Below are 19,653 nucleotides of genomic sequence, written 5' to 3'. Positions count from 1 at the left end.
GGCCATCGCGCAGCGATTTTGTTCAATCGAAAGTTATAAAGGAGAAATGAAATGAGTACAAAAAAAGCAATTAGCACATCATTTGTTGCCATATTTATTTTAATAATCACACAGATTATTGCACAATCCATTGCAAGTATGTTTGTTATAATAAAAATTCCAACTGGCATTTGTAATATTACCGCTGGAATTATATATGTTGGATTGACATATCTTATTCTGAAAATGTTTATTAGCAAAATTATTAAATTGCCGACTTCGGATTTCGGAATGCCTAAATTTGCTATTAAAATAAGATGGATTTTAATAGCTGTATTATTACCATTTGTTATAAAAGGAAGTTATCTTTTAATATTCAACGGTAAGTATGTATCCTCAAATATGAATGGAAATCAGATGTTCAATACTTTAAGTGCAGGGGTTGCATTTACCGGAATAGCGGCTGGATTTGTTGAAGAAATGGTGTTTAGAGGAGTTATACTTAATGCATTAAAGAAAAGATGGAATATTAAGGTGGCTGTAATTGTTCCATCAATGTTATTTGGTATTGTACATGTTCTTGGACAGGATTTTTCAATAGGCAGTTGTTTATTAGTAATTATCGCCGGAACGATGGTAGGCGTTATGTTTTCGATGATTGCAATAGAAAGTGGTTCAGTTTGGAATAGTGGAATAGTTCATGCTATCTGGAACGTTGTGATTATTGGTGGAGGATTAGCCATTGGGGAAAAAATGGATAAATATTCTGTAATGACATATGTACTTAATTCAAAATATTTCGCCATCACAGGTGGTGAGTTTGGAATTGAATCATCTGTTATTTCATTGTTCGGATACATAATAGTTGCTGGTATAGCATTTTTTATGATTAAATCAAGAAAAAATTGATATATAGGTTTGAAAATATGAAGCTATAAGGTACTTGTCAAATTCCAGTTGATATTCCACTTATTTTAGGAAATTTAATAACTATTATATTTGATTATCAAATTCTTCGCAAACCCTTGAAAACACTAAGTTTGTAGCAAGTGTACTTTCCCTTACTCTTTCCCTTGTGTTACATTCTCCCATTAGCTTTCATGAACCTTAATATGGGAAAAATTAAGGGAAAGAAAATTTCATAACACAGTATAACATATAACAATAACAACATGGTGAACTGATTGAAATGTTTTCGATATTTAACTCTATAACTGATTATTAAAAAAATGGAGATAAGATACGATGAGAACAATATTTGCAGAATACAATCCACACAGAAACAGCATTGATGTTTATACCAATGCCGGTTATATGCTCCGCATTGACTGTTGGGAAGCTGAGAAGAACTTAAAAACCACTCCTGGATCAGACTGCGCATTAAATACACTTGCTATTGATGAGCCACTTGAATATGCACGATTATATCTTGATGGTAATATGCAAATGTGGGTAGATGCAGAAGATTCTTTGGAATTGTAAACCACAAGTAGCCTGTATGCTTTATTTTACATACAGGCTACTTAATCAAAATCACCATAATTGATCAAGCAAGTTTTTTTAATATACCTCGGAGTCATTTTCGTTCGATCTTTCATCGCTAATAAAATTTCTCTGAAGTGATAGCAGATAACAGATTGGCAGGTTTTTCTAAAAAATAATCTGCTTTTATGTGCTTATTATGACTGCCCCATACTGCTAAAGCAAAATCAATTCCCGCATTTTCCGCACATTTACTGTCATATTTGCTATCTCCGATATAAAGTACTTTCCTATGGTCTGTTTTTGATAATTCCACATATTTCAAAATCGGTGCGGCATTGGGTTTATGTTCCTGTGTATCGTCTGCACATATGATTGTTTTGAAATAATGACTGATACCAAACGGACAAAAATCATGTGTAAATTCTTCCCTTGTCTTTGATGTGACAATCCCCATTTCATAATCCAGACTTAGAAGATTTTTCAATAATTCAACGATTCCGTCAAATACTTTAATGTTATTTGTATAGTTACGCATATTTTTATCCCATAATTCTATCGCATAGGAAGTGTCTTTTATCGCAAGTTTTTTCAAAGCGTCTGTTCCTGTAATCCCTAACGCAAATCTTAGTTCAGAACATGGTATCTCTCTCCCGGACAATCCCTTTATAGTTTCCTGTAAAGAATGTAATACAGCATATTCCGTATCAATCAGAGTGCCGTCAATGTCAAAAACGATATGCTTATACTTCATGCTGCCACCTTTCCCTGTCTGTATCAAAATAACGTATCACCCTGCATGGATTTCCTACTGCAACACAATTAGGCGGGATAGGGCGGGTAACTACACTTCCAGCCCCTATCACGCTGTTTTTTCCTATAGTGACTCCGGGCAGAAGAATACAGCCGCCGCCAATCCAGACATTACTTTCTATTTCTATCGGACGTGCATAGGTTCTAAAAAATGTTGTCTGACGTTCCCTCCAATCCGGCACAAACCTTTCCTGTGGTAAGACAGGGTGTGAAGATGTATAAATCTGCACATTTGACGCAATCAATACCCTGTCGCCAATTCGGATAGTTTTGTTATCCACAAAGGTACAATTCATATTGACGATCACATCATTTCCCAAAAAAATATTTTTTCCATAGTCGCAATGAAAAGGCGTGTCGATTGCCACATTTTCCCCTATTCCGCCCAACAGCTCCCGAAGAATGGAAGTGCGTTTTTCTGTATCTCTATAATCAGAAAAATAATATTTCCGTGTTAATTCCCTTGTGCGGGCAATCTGCTTTAACGTATCGCTGTCCGCTGTTTCCAAAAAATCACTGGATTCGTAATACACAATATCCCCCCTTAACGAAAACTGTTTTCCATAACGCCCGGAAGCAGGGCATAGATAGAACAGCCAATCTGATCCTCAAACCGTTCTTTAATCTCTAAAATCTTTTTCCATCTGTCTATTGTCGCTGGGTGAACGCCGTATCGCATTGTCACGTCTACAAATCTCTTTTCCAAAAGACAGAACCCCGAAGGCATAGCCAATGCGTCACATAACTGTACAAGACGGTCATAATCATCATATACCGCATTTGCAACAAATTCTTTCATAAACAGGTAATCCTCATCACTGACATCAAACTCTCCGATAGATGTGGCAATATCCTGTATCATAAATGCGTGGGATATACATATTTGTGCGGCTTTTCCCCACCCACGCTCCATACAGTAACGATAGCCGTCTATCAGATGCCTTTCCGAACTCACTCCGGCATAACGTCCAATATCGTGTAACAGCCCGAAAATATACGCCTGTTCAGAAGATAAATCTTTACAGTGTGACGCAATGTTTTTACAGGCTTCGGCTACATACCGGGAATGTTCTGCCCATGCTCCCGGATTGGATTCTGCCGCTTCCCTTAATGCCAGTTCTGCGGTCTGAATGTTCAACTCCATTTTTAACTCCTTTCAAAAGGGCGGGGCTGGAAGATAAACTGTCCAGCCCCTTTATGATGAAATATTTACAGATAAATCAGCAATCCCCGGCATAGTACGAAACAATGTTCATATAGTCCGTTGGATTCGGAACTTCTAAAACAAGCCGCAAACAGTTTTTGTTTTGGGAGTATTGCCGCCACAAACTGCCCTGTATCTTTTCTTCCCCATTGATGTTTTGTTTTTTACCATCCGGGCAGAGCATATTTACTTTGCCGGAACAGCTATTGACCGTATCTAAAAAATTTTTCATGTTCAGAATGTTCAGTTTTACCACTTTGCACTCACCTCCTGTAAATGACGGATTTACTTTACAGGTATCATTATAATGCAAAAGGAATAGAAAAAATATTTCTTTTCTGCCCTTATCTATCACTATTCTGCCATTTTCTCCGATATTCTGTGGGTGAACAATGTGTGTATTCTCGAAAAACCTTTCCAAAATAACTGCTACTCCCCAAACCGCACTCATGGCTGATAACGGTAACTGCTTCCTGCCCCTTTGCTAGCATCTGACAGGCAGCTTGCAGACGGTAAGCCTTTATATACTCTACGGGTGTCATGTGCAGACAGTCATGGAACACTCTATAACACTCCCTTTCGCTTAGGTATGCTGCTGCCGCAAGTTCCGGGATAGAGATTTTCTCTCTGTAATGTTCGTGAATATATATCATCATCAGCTTTATTTTATCGTTGCTTTTATTATGTTCCCCCTTTTTTTCACGCATAGGACGGGATAGTTCAAAAAGCATGAGCCATATTTCTGTTAGGGTTTCCCGCAGTTTTATTTCATATCCAAATTCATCACTGGATAAACGAAATGAAGCGGCAAGCAGTTTCAAAATCCTTTCTTCTTCTGCATTGCCTGGAAAAAGCGGAATTACCTCAATCTGTGGGGCTGTTATGATAGGCGCAATATATTTTTGTTCAATCCTGCTTCCCTGTTCCCCGGCAAGTAGGGAAACATCGAAAATATGAAGTAGCTGTATATTCTTTTCTTTCTGCGATATTGCTTTTGTCATATGGAGTACATTGGAATTTACTATGCCGCCGCTTCCAGCCGGAAACAACAGTTTTCCTCCCGGCGTATCATATTCAATGCTACCACTTTCCATATAAAAAAGTTCCACTGTCTTGTGCCAGTGCCACGGTACATAATGTCCGATATACTTGTCAAGTTCTGCCCTTGAAGCGATATAGGGAAAATCTTTTTCAAAACCGGGAAGCAGTTCTTCCTTGCTTCCAGTATAAAATTCAATGCTATGGATATTTTTCATGTCTGTTCACCTGCACATCTGCGATTTTGTATCTGCTTTATGGATTAAATATACTAGAATAGCTCGGTAATTGTCAATCAATCAAAACAGATTCATTTGGAAGATTATAAAAAATAGTGTTAAAAATCAAAGAACAGTTTTCACAGACTCTAAAAATCTGGATAACTAAAAATAAGTATATTTGTTTTGTGAAAAACAGGCAGTTTTACCTGACCATTTTACTTTAAAAATATCCTCGTTTTTCTCGCCAGTTTTTCACATAACATCGGATTCCGATATAAACCGCATGTACCAGAAGTAGCAACATAATGAGGTTTATCGGAATAATTGATTTTATCCATTTTCCGAAATAGATTATGATAGCTGTACTCATTATCACCACCATGATGCTGATAATATCCCAGCAATATTTCCGGTAGATTTTCCCCACCTGATAGCCAGTCCCGATTATCAGCAATCCCGTTATGATAAATAAAATTCCCATAACAATACTTACAATCAGCCAGTACACAATCCCTGAAATGATACTATTTGAGATTCCACTGCTTAACTGTCCGAAAGAATCTGCACCTGCAACAAATTTTTGAAACAGGCTTAAGATTCCTTTAGCAAACATACTGAAAAAGCTAATACAGTCACTAAAGAAAACTGGAGAAAGGATAGCAGTGAATAGTGTAATGGCTATACTGTACCATGCCAGCAGAAACAGGATACTTTCATAACCAGCCGTCATATTTTTATATTTTTTCTCTAACTGAATTTTACGGTTATCGCATTTTTCTTTTGCTTTTTGGTAAGCAGTGCGGTCACAGTTATCGCATTTCTCATAGGGCACTTTTTTCTCAACAGCTACCTCTGTTGTCTTTTGGTGTGTCTGTGCATAGCGTTTTGCCTGTTCCGCTTTTTCATACCTAAATTTCCATGCCACGACTTCTGCGTCGGCTCTTTTCCTGCTGTCTGTCTCGTTGGCTAATTGTTCTTCTATTTTCCTTAATCTTGTCCGCAATGCTTCGATATTCTCGACTCTGTTTTCGCTGTTCAATTTCTCGTTCAAGGTCAGCGATCTGTTTAGCTGCCTGTTCAGTTCCATAATCATCTGGTCTTTCTGATCCAGTTCGTCCTGCATCTGTTCTGTCATCTGTAGAAGTTCTTCCACTTGACCGACGTTCTCTAAGTTTACGCATTCTCGCATCTATATCCCTCACTTTCTCTATCTGCTGTTTAAGGTCAGTAATTCTCTGCTCTGTTTCAGCAATAAGCTGTTCTCGTTGTTCAGCTTCTGCGTTAATTCCTGCCATTGCTGATTCTCGGTTTCCAACTGTTCGATTCTGTTTTTCTGCTGTTCGATCTGGGAAAGCAGTTCTTCTGTATCTGGCAAAAGATTCAGCAGTCCGGATAACTCGCTGTTTAATATCTGCAAACTCTGGTTCTGCTCCTGAAAGGACAGAAGCTGTCTGTCTTTTTCCTGTAATTCCTGTACCATCTCTGCCATAAGGTTCTGCTGTTCCTCGATCTGGTTTATCATTGATTCCATCATGGGAATGACTTCCCGGCTTTCTTCTAATGTCATTTAATCGCTCCTTCCATAATGATAATGCACCTGATACTTTTCCAAAGGTGTCCAGTATCTTTTGCAATAACGTGTTTTGCTGTTTTATGATTTGATTTTCCGCTACTTTCCACGAACCTTTTATTTCCTGCCCGGCAAGAAATTTTTGTTCAATCTTTCTTGCGTCAGCACCTTCATGGATGGTAGGAATCTGGAGTTTTCCCTGTTTTTCATAAGAACGGTGATTAACCTGATTATGCAAAGGAAGATGTTCATTACACACCTTTGCCCACTCACTCCGCCACAGCTCACAATTTTTGGGATTGTTCCATCCAGTAGCATCGGTCAGCACCCGTTTCCATTGCAGGCGGTTTCTTGCACCAATCTTCTGGATTCCGTTTTCGTCTAATACAGGGATACGGATTCCATGACGGTCAGGGTTTTTCTTATCCTGCCACCAGTCCGGGTGGGATTCGTCAATCACGATATTTCCGCTTTTATCTCTGACAAAATCCCAATCCTTGACTTCTTTCCCCAAGAATGGTCCGGGTTAAAAGGTCGCATCGTCAGAAGCAGGTGGACATGGGGGTTGCCATCCCCTTTGTCGTGGATACTCCAATCAGCACACATTCCCTTATCCACAAATGTTTTTTGGATATAGTCGGATGTATATTGAATCTGTTCCTGTCTGCTCCATTCTTTTGGGAGGGCAAATTCAAATGACCTGCCAAGTTGGGCATCCGCACTTTTTTCAATCTTCAATACCTCATTCCATAATCTTTGTTTCTGAAATGTGATTTTGAATTTTTCTAAAGCAGCTTCTTTATCTTCTGACCTTTTGTAGCGGACAGATTTTTGAAAGCGTTTTATATTTTCTTCTGGTACTATCTGCCATTCAGGAGGTGCGTTTTCACACATCATCAGACTGGTGTAGACCACTTCTTTTTTAGAAGTGTAATAACTGATTCTCCCGGTTTCCTCGTTTTTCATCACATCCCCATTGAGATATGCGGAAGCGGAGATAACAGATTTCCCTTTACTTCGTCCGACTATTTTGATTGTGTAATGAAAAATCGCCATATCTGGATTCCTCCTTTCTGCACATCCGGTATAGATTTCCGGCAACATTGCTTTCGATTTTAGAAAAGCAGCATTGCCAGAACGCCCTCTGCGTAAGAGTGCCCTGCGCATAGCAGCCTGCATGGAATGCGCCTCTCTGGCGAAGAGTGCCTCCTGTGGCATGAGCAGGTCTGGCTGAAAGCCCCGCCGACGGAACGAGCCCGGCAAGCGTGAGCGCAGACCGGTTGCCACTTGTGGCAAACTTATTGGGACGACCTCTGGTTGTCCATAAGTGCGCCCTTCATGAAAAAGCAATGAAGGGAATGAAAAACTCATCCCATCCGCCATTACACTTCCTCCATATCGGTATTTGTTTCTTTCTGCATTGCCTTTGAGAAAAATTTCCCATTGTCTTCCTGCTTTTTCAGAAAACCAATCAGCTTTGGGATGTCTTCCTCCTCAATAGTCGCACCAAGAACGGATTCCACCGCACCGCCAACCTGACAGAGCCTATGGGTTCGTTTTTTACTTTCTTCGGCTTTCTTTCGTTTTAGAAGTTCTTTCTTCTGTGCTGCATATCGTTTTGCTTTTTCAAGGCTTTCCTGTTCCTTCTTTTCCATTTCAAGCATTCGTTCTTCATAACTTTTTGTTGATTTTGCCATTCTTACATTCTCCTTTCCTTCACAAACATAAGTTCTCGGTTGCGTATCAGAAGAAGCACATGGTATAATCTTCTTGCGTGTAGGTATATCATGGCTTCGGTCTGATAGAACCTTTGGCGGTTTCTTCGGAAGCCGCCTTTTTAATTTGCCGCAGTTCTTGTTACGGCTTTTACATTTCCTCTATCCCTCAAATCACGACCTTCATTAGCTTCCATAAACATTTCCAGAATATCGGTTTTAATCAGGACTTTGCGACCAACCTTTAATACTGGAAGTTTCTTCCATTCTACAAGCTGTCTTAAGGTATTTCTGCCGATTCCCGTATAGTCAGCAGCTTCTTCGATGGATAATGCAATTTTTCTTTGCGTCATATAATCACCTCCTTATAAATTGCATTATGCAATTCTTGTGATGTAAGTATATCCTTTTCATATCTTTTTGTCAAGCGTTACGAAATATCAAAAACAAACTTTATGTTGCATATTGCAATTTTGGAAAAACAATGCTATAATTCATACATACCGAAAAAGGAGGCAGTCAGCATGAAAGATAAAGAACTACGCAAGCTGATAGGCAGCAGAGTAAAACAGCGCCGTCTGGAATTGAATCTGACACAGCCTTATGTCGCAGAAAAGATGGGGGTTACCGCTTCTACAATCCTGCGTTATGAGAATGGTTCGATTGACAATACGAAAAAAATGGTGCTGGAAGGTCTTTCGGAAGCACTCCATGTATCTGTGGAATGGCTCAAAGGGGAAACAGATGAATATGAAACCGACATTACGGATAAGAGAGAGTTACAGATTCGTGATGCGATGGGAGATATTCTGGAACAGTTACCGCTTGCCCTTACCAAAGAAGAAGATGCTTTTTCAAAAGATTTATTACTGCTGATGTTAAAACAATATGGTCTGTTTTTGGATTCCTTCCAGTTCGCCTGCAAAAATTTCAAGGGGAATGCTGGTCAGACGGATATTGCCAAAACAATAGGGTTTGAATCGAATGAGGAATATAATGAGATTATGTTCTTAAGGGAAATCACTCCTACCATCAATGCTCTTAATGAGATGGCAGACGTTGTAAGGCTCTATTCCAAGAAACCAAAAACAGCAGAACAAAGGCTTGCAAATCTTTTATCAGAAGTCTTATACGAAGATTCCGAATCGGTATAGTAAGACAACCGGAGTTATGATATACTTACACGCACGAAGCATTTCATCAGTTCCGATTGTCTAATATCGAAAGGAGATATACGATTATGGCAAAAGGATCTGTAAGAAAAAAAGGAAAGAAATGGTACTATCGCTTCTATGTAGAGGACGCAAGCGGCAATCTTGTTCAAAAAGAATGCGTTGGAACAGAAAGCAAAAGTGAAACTGAAAAGCTGCTCCGTCAGGCAATGGATGATTATGAAAAAAAGAAATTTGTTGCCAAAGCGGAAAATCTCACAGTCGGACAACTTCTGGATGTGTGGGCAGAGGAGGAATTAAAAACAGGTACGCTCAGCAATGGTACTGTGGAGAATTACCTCGGAACAATCCGAAATATCAAGAAACACCCATTGGCAGAACGGAAATTAAAAAATGTAACCTCTGAGCATTTGCAATCCTTCTTTGATTTGCTTTCCTTTGGGGGAGTTCATCCCGATGGAAAAGAGAAAAAGGGTTACAGCAAAGATTACATCCATTCTTTTTCCGCAGTCATGCAGCAGTCCTTCCGCTTTGCAGTATTTCCAAAACAGTATATTACGTTCAATCCCATGCAGTATATTAAACTGCGGTATCAGACGGACGAAGTTGATTTGTTTTCGGATGAGGACATGGACGGAAATATCCAACCAATTTCACGAGAAGATTATGAAAGACTGCTTACGTATCTTCAAAAAAAGAACCCAGCCGCAATACTTCCAATCCAGATAGCCTATTATGCCGGGCTTCGTATTGGAGAAGCCTGTGGTTTGGCATGGCAGGACGTAAATCTGGAAGAACAATGCCTTACCATAAGACGCAGCATCCGATATGATGGCTCAAAACGCAAATATATCATCGGACCAACCAAGCGGAAAAAAGTGAGGATTGTTGATTTTGGAGATACGCTGGTAGAGATTTTCCGTAATGCCCGGAAAGAGCAGTTAAAAAATCGAATGCAGTATGGAGAACTTTATCACACGAACTACTACAAAGAGGTCAAAGAGAAAAACAGAGTGTACTACGAGTATTATTGCTTAGACAGAACAGAGGAAGTCCCGGCAGATTATAAAGAAATTTCTTTCGTCTGCTTAAGACCTGATGGCTGTCTGGAACTTCCGACTACTTTGGGAACGGTATGCAGAAAGGTAGCAAAAACATTAGAGGGATTTGAAGGCTTTCATTTCCACCAGTTACGTCATACCTATGCAAGCAACCTTTTAGCAAATGGAGCTGCCCCAAAAGATGTGCAGGAATTGTTAGGACACTCAGATGTCAGTACCACAATGAACGTCTATGCTCACTCCACAAGAGATGCGAAACGAAAATCGGTTCGGCTTCTTGATAAAGTGGTAGGCAATGACTAAAAAATTTCCCTTATTTCCCTTGTGATTATCTCATAAGGGCAAAAATAAGGGAAACTACATATCATTTCACTAATGGACAGGCGGGAAAGCCTATAAAATGGGGAAAGTTAGAGAGATAATTATATAAATTTCAGTTTGTATGCGACAAACGTTTGAACATTTTTTGAACACCGCAACCGTGATGAAGTCTTCAAAGCCCCTTTCTATCAGTATTTGAGATTAAGTAAAACGGTTCGATTCCGGTCTGCGGCATTAAGTAAAAAATAGGAGAAACGTTGAATTTACAGCGTTTCTCTTTTTTTCGCAACAAAACGGGAGAGCAAAATCCCCATGCTCTCCCATCTTTCAGCTCATCCATTCTTATTCTTCAACAGCCCATTTCTCAATCTGTTTCATAAATTTCTCATCTTCTGAAATAACTTTTAGCAGCTTCTTATAATCAATTGCCATAAGTCCCATTAGTCCAAATCGGGTTAATTTTTCTTTGTTTATTGCAAAATTCATAACTCTTCGTTGACACATGTAAGCGATTCGACTACCTGTGTATGCCGTAATCCAAGCTGTATCCTTATCAACTCTGAGTTTCATCAAATTCTTTATACGATTCTGTGGGGTTTTTCATTGCTTCCAGATACACATACGCAGCCTATAACAAATTCTTGCATCTAGTTCTTTACTACAGCTTCCTTCAGATTCCACCTCACAATGGACACCCTGTTCGGCTATATACTTCTTTGTTACCTAGGCGTATTCGGGTAGGGTCAAGCGATGGCGCGGTAGTTTCCGTTTCCATCGCCTGCCACCTCAAACTGTGCATGAGGTTCTCCCTCACACGGCTTTCCGATAATCTTCTTCCCGCAACATTCAAAAGACTGCCACATATCTTTTCTTATTTAGATAATAAAAATACTCTATTCCACTGGTTGCATACCACTTTCGAAATCCATACAGCACATGTTCTCTGTATTTCTTCTGTTTTCGCCTGTAATACACCCGTCTCCATAGCCTCATCCACACGTATTCATCAAGCTGTTTAAACCGTCTTGTTGAGTTTCCGTGCTGAAAGTAGTTCCTCCACCCTCTTATAAGCGGATTTAATTTCTCCACTTTTTGCTCCAGACCCTCATAGGCTGATTTTCTGCAAGTAATTACTCTGATTGCATCCTTTACCTTTTTCATCGCCTTTTTACTTGGCATCATGTAAGGCAACTTCCGTCCACATTTAGTTTTACCAAACTTCTGATAACGGAATCCAAGAAAGTCAAAGCTCTCCTTATTCATATCTACAATCTTTGTTTTCTGCGGATTCAACGTCAGTTTCAACTTGGTCATTATTCTTTTCAAATGCTCAAACGCTAATTCTGCATCTTTTCTTGTTCTGCACACAATCACTGCATCATCTGCATATCTGACTATGACGCCCAGTTCCTTATGGTTTTCCCAGTAGGAGTCCAATACATGAAGATAGATATTGGCTAACAACGGACTAATGACTCCTCCTTGCGGTGAGCCTTTTTCCGTTGGATAATATTTCCCATTTTCAATGACTCCGGCTTGTAACCACTGTCTACATAACTTAATGACCCTTCTATCACTGATGCGATGATTTAATAATCCCAGTAGTATTTCATGATTGATGTTGTCGAAGTATCCCTGTATGTCTGCATCTACTACATACCAGTTTTTATATAATTCTTTTTTCACTTTTTCTGTAGCCTGTTTTGCATCTCTTTTAGGGCGAAATCCATAAGAACTATCTAGAAAGTTTGCTTCAAAGATAGGTTCTATCACTATCTTACAGGCTTGTTGCACAATCCTGTCTCTAATAGTCGGTATTCCCAATGGTCTTTGCTTCCCATCCGGTTTTGGAATGTATACTCTCTTTACCGGCTTAGGTCTGTATTTCTTATTCTTTAAATCCTCTTGAATATCCAACAAGTATTCTTCTACTCCGTATTCCTCAATCATTTCAAAGGTAATGCCGTCAATCCCAGCGCTCCCCTTGTTTTCTCGTACTTCTTTCCATGCCCGCCACAAAATATCCAGGCGAAAGATACGGTCATACAACGCATGAAATCTGCGTTGCTTATCCTTTTTGGCTGCCAGGTATAGATTACGTTGAAGTTGTCGTGATTTTTCTATTGAGTGTTGTTGTCCATTATTTAGCATGCACTATCCCTTACCTTCCCGTTAATCTTGATTAAAGCAGAGCCCCTTTTCTCCCATTGTTTTTCTTACCAATAGTTCATAGATACTATGGGCTCCTCCGACTTCTCATACCACTTCCCAAGAAATTTCGCATGCGTGCTTATATCCTCAGTTACATACTTGTGGTTATATGATGATATGAGATCTCTTCTGTTCCGTTATCAACTTTCATAACATTCCGCTCCCTCTACACCGAAGGGTTCTTCAATGCTGTACTCCAGTATCCCCACATTTTCCATGGTCTTCGTCAGAAAGTCAGTGACTCGACTCCCTCTTATCCCTTACAGGGCTAACGTAACGATGCTACAGGATTCACTTTATGTTACGGACTGCTATTTTGCACCTGTTTCTCACAGGCATACCTCGCTTCAACACAATCGGTCACCCAAAAGCATTGGAGGTTCGCTACAAGGCTCACTGGCGATTACCTTGACCAGACTTTCACTGGCAAGCTGATAACAGCTTGCAGAACACACGACTTTCACCCGTTAGAGCGCGCCCATGGTGCGCAAACTACAAAAAGGATGTGCCTTGGCACATCCTTAGATAACTTATTCTATATTCTGCTTACCGAATCAGCTGTTCCAGTTCACTCTTTTCCTGAACTCCTAAAGTTCTCTCTGCGACCTTTCCATCTTTGAATACGAGAAATGTCGGAATTGACATTACCTTATATTCTCTGGCAAGCGCCATCTGCTCATCCACATTCACCTTACCTACCTTTACATCTGTAAGCTCCTGTGCGAGTTCGTCAACAACCGGTCCCATTGTCTGGCATGGTCCACACCATGTTGCCCAGAAATCTACCAGTACTGGTTCTTTTGCATTTAATACTTCTTCTTCAAAATTCTCTGTTGTTAAATTGATTACTGACATGATAGACATCCTCCTGTTTCATTATCTTTTTCTTCTTTAATGGCAGTAAGCCGTTCCTCTACTTTCTGGATCGTGATTCTTTCCAGATAATCATTACAGCTCCTGTTCATCCCTGTTACAAGTTCGTCCATAACTACAGACATCCCACTTGCAACCAAACACTTTTTATCCGGGTTTCCAGAACGCCAGGATGCTTTTACAAGCGTATTCTCCAGTGCATCACTGATCTGCCTCAGCGTAATATCCGAATTTGCTTTTGCGATCCGGTAACCGCCTCCCATGCCTTCTCTTGTCTCGATCAGACCGGCTTTTTTTAGTTTTCCCATCACTTTGCGTATGCATACAGGATTTGTACATACATTATCTGCGAGTTCTTCACTTGCGATAGTAGCATTGCTGCGATCCAGAAATACAAGTGCATGAACCGCTATTGCAAATTCACTTGTCACGCTTCTCCCCTCATTTCTTATATGTTGAACTGTAATTTTTTTAATTACAATTTATACTGTAACAATATCACATACAGTTTGCCATGTCAACCTCTTTGCCTGGATTTTGTTATGATTTTTTATCTCTGCTGACATTTGCGAGAAAATATGATAGTTTTTTGTGAAAATTTTGTTTATTTATGAGGATTATCTGCTATGAATAAATTATTACATAACAATACACTTTTTACACTCACACTACTTGGCATCGCGACCGCACTTGCCTTTCTTTTTTTCTCATTCGTTTCTGAAAATACTGCAAACATCACATTACTTTATATTATTGCCCAAATCTTGATTGCACGATATACGAACGGATACCTGCTCGGGCTCTTTTCTTCTGTTTTCTCCGTAATCTGTATCAATTTCTTCTTTACCTATCCGTTTTTCCGACTGAATTTCACATTGAGCGGCTATCCGGTCACATTTATCGGAATGTTGATCATTATATTGCTCACCACAGCAACCACTTCCTCTCTTCTGTCTGATGGTTCCATCTTATCAGTGTAACAAGACTCCGGAGCTTACCGTCACTGATCATCCAGACCACGTAACCTTCTGTGTCAAAGATTTCGGACATGGTCTGAACCCGGACGTTATTCCGGATATTTTCAGTGGCATCTGCCACAATACTGGTTCCGTTGACTCCCACAAGGGTATGGGAATCGGCTTATCAATCTGCAAAACGATCATTGACGCACACAATGGTTATATCGAAGCCAAAAACCACACCAATGGTGCTTTATTTCTGTTTACATTACCAAAAGCAAAGGAGGAAAACATTCCATGCAGCCAAAAGTAAATATCCTTTTTATAGAAGACGAACGAAATATCCTTACTTTTGTTACAAAGCTGTTATATGGGCACAATTATAAAGTAACAACCGCCATAACCGGTACTGGAGGTCTTCAGCTGATAAATTCTATCTGTCCAGATCTCATTCTCCTTGATCTTGGGCTCCCGGATATGGATGGTCAGACAATCATCCAGCAGGTTCGTGAATGGTCCGACTGTTCAATCATCGTCATCTCTGCCCGTACAAACGAACATGAAAAGGTAAAAGCTCTCGATCTTGGCGCGGATGATTATATCACCAAGCCATTCGGTTCTGCAGAACTCCTTGTGCATGTATCCGCACCTCACTCAGACACAGTACCCGGATGAATACCTCTTCAGATCAAACTCTTCCACCCTTACAAATGTGGTGAGTTAATACTCGATTTTGAAAAACGTACCCTGACTATCAGTGGAAATATCGTTCATTTGACTCCAATCTCTTTTCAAATTACATATTTTCTTATAAAATGACTTTATCAAAAGAAATACAAAGAACTGGAGTGAGAGAGGCATGAATATTGGAATGTTACTTTTGGTTATAATTGGAGGCTTTGCAGGTCTTTTTTCTACACTTTATATTTGTATCAGTCTTCCATTCACCATTATATGGAAGATTTATCGCTGGGTTGCAAAAGGCATCCCGATTATGAAATAGCTGTTTCGTTTAACATCCTAATTCCAAATATTTCTCCTGCTGATAAGGTTTCTTTATATAGTATTACACCAATCAAGGTAGCTGCAACTGGCTCAACTGATGCCAAAATAGAAGCTTTTCCATTATCTAAATTTTTAAGACCGGCAGTATACAGGCAAAATGCAAGCACTGTACTTAAAAAACCAAATTTCAAACTTGCGGACAAAAATTCCCATGCTTTCCCAAAGTATCCCTGCCAGAATTACCATTCCTGATGCAAGTTTTTTCATTATCCTGCCTCCTTATATCCAAAAAGGATGATAACGCAACAAGCATTGTTACGCAATCATCCTTGAAATACTGTTTTTACTATAATACAAATATGCAGAGCTGTCCAGCCTAAATCAGACTGAATCTTTTATTATATTTAAATTTGACCGACTCCACATATGGTGTCCGGATAAATATCATCGATACAATTCCTTCGGAATTTTCTATGAAATAAAAAAAACTGTAAGCGATTGCTTACAGTTCTCAACTCCCCGAGTTGGGTTCGAACCAACGATTTACCCTGTCCTACCTTCTTGGTTATGCCCTCGACCGATTAGTAACAGTCAGCTCCATGCATTACTGCACTTCCACCTCTGCCCTATCTACCTTGTCGTCTTCAAGGGGTCTTACAACTTTCGTTGGGATATCTCATCTTGAGGGGGGCTTCACGCTTAGATGCCTTCAGCGTTTATCCCTTCCTGACTTGGCTACTCTGCCATGCTCCTGGCGGAACAACAGATACACCAGCGGTCAGTCCAGCCCGGTCCTCTCGTACTAAGGCCAGCTCCTCTCAAATATCCTACGCCCACGCCGGATAGGGACCGAACTGTCTCACGACGTTCTGAACCCAGCTCGCGTACCGCTTTAATGGGCGAACAGCCCAACCCTTGGGACCTACTTCAGCCCCAGGATGCGATGAGCCGACATCGAGGTGCCAAACCACTCCGTCGATGTGAACTCTTGGGAGTGATAAGCCTGTTATCCCCAGGGTAGCTTTTATCCGTTGAGCGATGGCAATCCCACTTTATACCACCGGATCACTAAGTCCTACTTTCGTACCTGCTCCACCCGTCGGTGTCGCAGTCAAGCTCCCTTCTGCCTTTGCACTCTTCGAATGGTTTCCAACCATTCTGAGGGAACCTTTGAGCGCCTCCGATACCCTTTCGGAGGCGACCGCCCCAGTCAAACTCCCCACCTGACATTGTCCCCCAGCCGGGTCACGGCTGCTGGTTAGAAATCCAATACTGCAAGGGTGGTATCCCAACAGCGGCTCCGCATCAACTGGCGTCAATGCTTCTTCGCCTCCCACCTATCCTGTACATACAATATCGAATCCCAGTATCAAGCTGGAGTAAAGCTCCATGGGGTCTTTCCGTCCTGGCGCAGGTAACCAGCATCTTCACTGGTATTTCAATTTCACCGGGTGCATTGTTGAGACAGTGCCCAAATCATTACGCCTTTCGTGCGGGTCGGAACTTACCCGACAAGGAATTTCGCTACCTTAGGACCGTTATAGTTACGGCCGCCGTTTACTGGGGCTTAAGTTCAAAGCTTCGCTTGCGCTAACCTCTCCCCTTAACCTTCCAGCACCGGGCAGGCGTCAGCCCATATACTTCACCTTACGGTTTTGCATAGACCTGTGTTTTTGCTAAACAGTTGCTTGGGCCAATTCTCTGCGGCCAGCTCTCACTGGCACTCCTTCTCCCGAAGTTACGGAGTCATTTTGCCGAGTTCCTTAACAATGCTTCTCCCGTCGGCCTTAGGATTCTCTCCTCACCTACCTGTGTCGGTTTACGGTACGGGTACAGTACAAACAATAGCGGCTTTTCTTGGCAGCTGGCTCACTTATTTCCCTACTCTTGTTCGGTATGCATCACGTCTTCGGATTATAGAGCGGATTTGCCAACTCTACTCCTACCTCGCTTGCCACGGGATTCCATTCCCGCTAGTGCTCTCCCTCTGCGTCCCCACAGTTCTGTTATACTGCAGTACAGGAATTTCAACCTGTTGTCCATCGGCTACGTCTTTCGACCTCACCTTAGGCCCCGACTCACCCAGAGCAGATCAGCTTTACTCTGGAAGCCTTGGGTATTCGGCCGGAAGGATTCTCACCTTCCTCTCGCTACTCATTCCGGCATTCTCTCTTCTTAAAAGTCCACAGCTCCTTCCGGTACTGCTTCTTCCCTTTAAGAATGCTCCTCTACCAATTAACTACGTTAATTCCTGAGCTTCGGTAGTGTGTTTCAGCCCCGGACATTTTCGGCGCAGGACCTCTCGACCAGTGAGCTATTACGCACTCTTTTAATGTATGGCTGCTTCTAAGCCAACATCCTGGTTGTCTTTGAAATCCCACATCCTTTTCCACTTAACACACATTTTGGGACCTTAGCTGCAGGTCTGGGCTCTTTCCCTTTTGACTACCCAACTTATCTCGTGTAGTCTGACTCCCATGAATCATCTTACTGGCATTCGGAGTTTGATATCCTTTGGTAAGCTTTGACGCCCCCGCGGGAATTCAGTGCTCTACCTCCAAAAGACTCTCATGAGGCTAGCCCTAAAGCTATTTCGAGGAGAACCAGCTATCTCCGGGTTCGATTGGAATTTCTCCCCTATCCACACCTCATCCCCACCCTTTTCAACGGATGTGGGTTCGGACCTCCATTGCCTTTTACGGCAACTTCATCCTGGACATGGATAGATCACCCGGTTTCGGGTCTACTCCATCTGACTTAACGCCCTATTAAGACTTGTTTTCACTTCGGCTCCATTCCTTAAGAACTTAACCTCGCCAGATGGCGTAACTCGCCGGACCGTTCTACAAAAAGTACGCGGTTCATCATTTAAAGATGTTCCACAGCTTGTAAACACAGGGTTTCAGGTTCTCTTTCACTCCCCTCCCGGGGTCCTTTTCACCTTTCCTTCACAGTACTATGCGCTATCGGTCACTAAGGAGTATTTAGCCTTACGGGGTGGTCCCCGCTCATTCCCACAAGGTTTCTCGTGTCTCGTGGTACTCTGGATCCCGCCTTGCTGACTCGTCTTTCGCTTACGGGGCTTTCACCCTCTCTGGCTGGCTTTCCCAAAACCATTCTGCTAAACTTATCAGATCAATTACGCGGTCCGAACCCCGGAATGCACGCATTCCGGTTTGGGCTCTTCCGTTTTCGCTCGCCGCTACTCACAGAATCACTTGTTGTTTTCTCTTCCTCCGGCTACTTAGATGTTTCAGTTCACCGGGTTCCCTTCCATACGTTATGGATTGGCGTATGGATGACTGGAGTCTGTCCAGCCGGGTTTCCCCATTCAGATATCTCCGGATCATCGGATATTTGCTCCTCCCCGAAGCTTTTCGCAGCTTATCACGTCTTTCATCGGCTCTTAGTGCCAAGGCATCCACCCTGCGCTCTTTCTAGCATAACCAACTCCCTTCTCCCACGGGAATGGGATCCGGTTACACATGCATAGCGTTGCATGCGTTGGTATTTCAGGTCGTTTTTTTACTTCGTTTTCTCGAAGATGTAAGTTAATCATTACCTTGCGGCGATGATCACCTCGGATGTCTTTCTCTATTTGAGAATTGATTTATTTTTGTATGCAGTTTTCAAAGTACATGTCTGACTGAAGTTTATCAGTCATTAAAAACCAAAATCTCTTTTGATCTTTAATCACTGGTAAAAACCAGCTATCATAACAGCACTGCCCTGCTGATTGGGTTGACCGCAGAATCCCCTTCGGTTCTGTGTCTGTATCTATGCTGAAAGACTAGTGCGGTAGCTAACCACCACTTAGTCGCTTGACGCTTTGGAGCGATTCTCCAAAGTTTCATATTAAATCAAGCACAGTCTGCTTATTTTCTTTTTTATAATCTGGCGGCCACCTGCTCTCCTCCACCTGCTCTCCCACACCGTCTCCAGTGCAGTACCATCGGCCGATCAGGTCTTAACCATCGTGTTCGAGATGGGAACGGGTGTGTCCCCTGACCGCATCGCCACCAGAAGTAT

At 41.5% G+C, this 19,653-nt stretch carries 20 protein-coding genes, 2 rRNA genes and 1 pseudogene; 7 read left to right on the top strand and 16 right to left on the bottom strand.

Annotation, left to right across the window (positions count from 1 at the left end):
* Positions 1-51: 51 nt before the first annotated feature.
* The gene (locus tag PGZ10_RS16110; protein WP_117824242.1) at positions 52-888 is read left to right on the top strand and encodes a CPBP family intramembrane glutamic endopeptidase; all 837 of its coding nucleotides are present in this window, start codon (positions 52-54) and stop codon (positions 886-888) included.
* Positions 889-1,224: 336 nt separating this feature from the next.
* A complete protein-coding gene (locus tag PGZ10_RS16105; protein ID WP_012744332.1) occupies positions 1,225-1,461 on the top strand; it encodes a DUF6061 family protein in 237 nt (78 codons plus the stop codon).
* Between the two features lie 118 nt (positions 1,462-1,579).
* Here the strand turns inward: PGZ10_RS16105 and PGZ10_RS16100 are convergent, their stop codons facing one another.
* From PGZ10_RS16100 to PGZ10_RS16060, 9 genes and pseudogenes are all read right to left on the bottom strand, one after another.
* On the bottom strand, positions 1,580-2,215 hold the full coding sequence (locus tag PGZ10_RS16100) for an HAD family hydrolase (protein WP_016304801.1): 636 nt from the start codon (positions 2,213-2,215) through the stop codon (positions 1,580-1,582).
* On the bottom strand, positions 2,205-2,807 hold the full coding sequence (locus tag PGZ10_RS16095) for a sugar O-acetyltransferase (protein ID WP_117674858.1): 603 nt from the start codon (positions 2,805-2,807) through the stop codon (positions 2,205-2,207). Before PGZ10_RS16095 ends, PGZ10_RS16100 begins: the two co-directional genes overlap by 11 nt.
* Before the next feature lie 11 nt (positions 2,808-2,818).
* The gene (locus tag PGZ10_RS16090) at positions 2,819-3,418 is read right to left on the bottom strand and encodes an HDOD domain-containing protein (protein WP_019162948.1); all 600 of its coding nucleotides are present in this window, start codon (positions 3,416-3,418) and stop codon (positions 2,819-2,821) included.
* A 76-nt stretch (positions 3,419-3,494) separates the two neighbouring features.
* Positions 3,495-3,734, bottom strand: a complete 240-nt coding sequence (locus PGZ10_RS16085; protein WP_016304805.1) for a hypothetical protein — start codon at positions 3,732-3,734, stop codon at positions 3,495-3,497.
* Between the two features lie 88 nt (positions 3,735-3,822).
* Entirely contained in the window at positions 3,823-4,734 is a 912-nt protein-coding gene (locus PGZ10_RS16080) for an AraC family transcriptional regulator (protein WP_016304806.1), read from the bottom strand.
* A 223-nt stretch (positions 4,735-4,957) separates the two neighbouring features.
* Positions 4,958-5,662, bottom strand: a complete 705-nt coding sequence (locus PGZ10_RS16075) for a DUF6040 family protein (protein WP_055196675.1) — start codon at positions 5,660-5,662, stop codon at positions 4,958-4,960.
* Positions 5,646-7,363: pseudogene (locus PGZ10_RS16070) on the bottom strand (MobA/MobL family protein). The gene PGZ10_RS16075 and the pseudogene PGZ10_RS16070 overlap by 17 nt, the downstream one beginning before the upstream one ends.
* Positions 7,364-7,689: 326 nt before the next feature.
* A complete protein-coding gene (locus PGZ10_RS16065; RefSeq protein ID WP_270247603.1) occupies positions 7,690-8,004 on the bottom strand; it encodes a relaxasome subunit MobC in 315 nt (104 codons plus the stop codon).
* A gap of 140 nt (positions 8,005-8,144) precedes the next feature.
* Complete coding sequence (locus PGZ10_RS16060; RefSeq protein ID WP_004843519.1) at positions 8,145-8,375, bottom strand: helix-turn-helix domain-containing protein; 231 nt, start codon at positions 8,373-8,375, stop codon at positions 8,145-8,147.
* 171 nt (positions 8,376-8,546) lie between these two features.
* Here PGZ10_RS16060 and PGZ10_RS16055 point away from each other — a divergent pair, with 171 nt between their 5' ends.
* Positions 8,547-9,176 (top strand): helix-turn-helix domain-containing protein, encoded by a 630-nt coding sequence (locus tag PGZ10_RS16055; RefSeq protein WP_015530715.1) that lies wholly within the window; start codon positions 8,547-8,549, stop codon positions 9,174-9,176.
* A gap of 86 nt (positions 9,177-9,262) precedes the next feature.
* On the top strand, positions 9,263-10,558 hold the full coding sequence (locus tag PGZ10_RS16050) for a tyrosine-type recombinase/integrase (RefSeq protein ID WP_008394179.1): 1,296 nt from the start codon (positions 9,263-9,265) through the stop codon (positions 10,556-10,558).
* Between the two features lie 360 nt (positions 10,559-10,918).
* Here the strand turns inward: PGZ10_RS16050 and PGZ10_RS16045 are convergent, their stop codons facing one another.
* The 4 genes from PGZ10_RS16045 to PGZ10_RS16030 form a co-directional block, all read right to left on the bottom strand.
* Positions 10,919-11,062 carry a hypothetical protein gene (locus tag PGZ10_RS16045; protein ID WP_270541864.1) on the bottom strand — a complete coding sequence of 48 codons (144 nt, stop codon included), beginning with the start codon at positions 11,060-11,062 and terminating at the stop codon, positions 10,919-10,921.
* 360 nt (positions 11,063-11,422) lie between these two features.
* On the bottom strand, positions 11,423-12,727 hold the full coding sequence (ltrA, locus tag PGZ10_RS16040; protein ID WP_117559535.1) for a group II intron reverse transcriptase/maturase: 1,305 nt from the start codon (positions 12,725-12,727) through the stop codon (positions 11,423-11,425).
* A 606-nt stretch (positions 12,728-13,333) separates the two neighbouring features.
* Entirely contained in the window at positions 13,334-13,642 is a 309-nt protein-coding gene (gene trxA / locus PGZ10_RS16035; protein ID WP_055247598.1) for a thioredoxin, read from the bottom strand.
* Positions 13,633-14,091 carry an RrF2 family transcriptional regulator gene (locus tag PGZ10_RS16030; RefSeq protein ID WP_117824793.1) on the bottom strand — a complete coding sequence of 153 codons (459 nt, stop codon included), beginning with the start codon at positions 14,089-14,091 and terminating at the stop codon, positions 13,633-13,635. Before PGZ10_RS16030 ends, trxA begins: the two co-directional genes overlap by 10 nt.
* A gap of 195 nt (positions 14,092-14,286) precedes the next feature.
* Here PGZ10_RS16030 and PGZ10_RS16025 point away from each other — a divergent pair, with 195 nt between their 5' ends.
* The 3 genes from PGZ10_RS16025 to PGZ10_RS16015 are packed head-to-tail and all read left to right on the top strand — an operon-like array spanning position 14,287 to position 15,294.
* Positions 14,287-14,640 (top strand): DUF4118 domain-containing protein, encoded by a 354-nt coding sequence (locus PGZ10_RS16025; RefSeq protein ID WP_270541862.1) that lies wholly within the window; start codon positions 14,287-14,289, stop codon positions 14,638-14,640.
* A complete protein-coding gene (locus PGZ10_RS16900; protein WP_243006496.1) occupies positions 14,618-14,932 on the top strand; it encodes a sensor histidine kinase in 315 nt (104 codons plus the stop codon). Before PGZ10_RS16025 ends, PGZ10_RS16900 begins: the two co-directional genes overlap by 23 nt.
* A complete protein-coding gene (locus PGZ10_RS16015; protein WP_243872494.1) occupies positions 14,917-15,294 on the top strand; it encodes a response regulator in 378 nt (125 codons plus the stop codon). The genes PGZ10_RS16900 and PGZ10_RS16015 overlap by 16 nt, the downstream gene beginning before the upstream one ends.
* A gap of 317 nt (positions 15,295-15,611) precedes the next feature.
* On the opposite strand, the gene PGZ10_RS16010 is transcribed toward PGZ10_RS16015, so the two are convergent.
* The 3 genes from PGZ10_RS16010 to rrf form a co-directional block, all read right to left on the bottom strand.
* Positions 15,612-15,827: an EamA family transporter gene (locus tag PGZ10_RS16010; RefSeq protein WP_117824794.1), complete on the bottom strand. Its 216-nt coding sequence runs from the start codon at positions 15,825-15,827 to the stop codon at positions 15,612-15,614.
* Positions 15,828-16,185: 358 nt separating this feature from the next.
* A 23S ribosomal RNA gene (locus tag PGZ10_RS16005) occupies positions 16,186-19,072 on the bottom strand.
* A gap of 444 nt (positions 19,073-19,516) precedes the next feature.
* Positions 19,517-19,648 (bottom strand): 5S ribosomal RNA (rrf, locus tag PGZ10_RS16000).
* Positions 19,649-19,653: the final 5 nt, after the last annotated feature.

Origin of the sequence: Coprococcus sp. AF102-57, assembly GCF_027686195.1 — a bacterium.
GTDB lineage: Bacteria > Bacillota > Clostridia > Lachnospirales > Lachnospiraceae > Allocoprococcus > Allocoprococcus comes.
The sequence above is the reverse complement of the archived record's forward strand: the minus strand, read 5'-3'. Positions and strand labels throughout refer to the sequence as shown.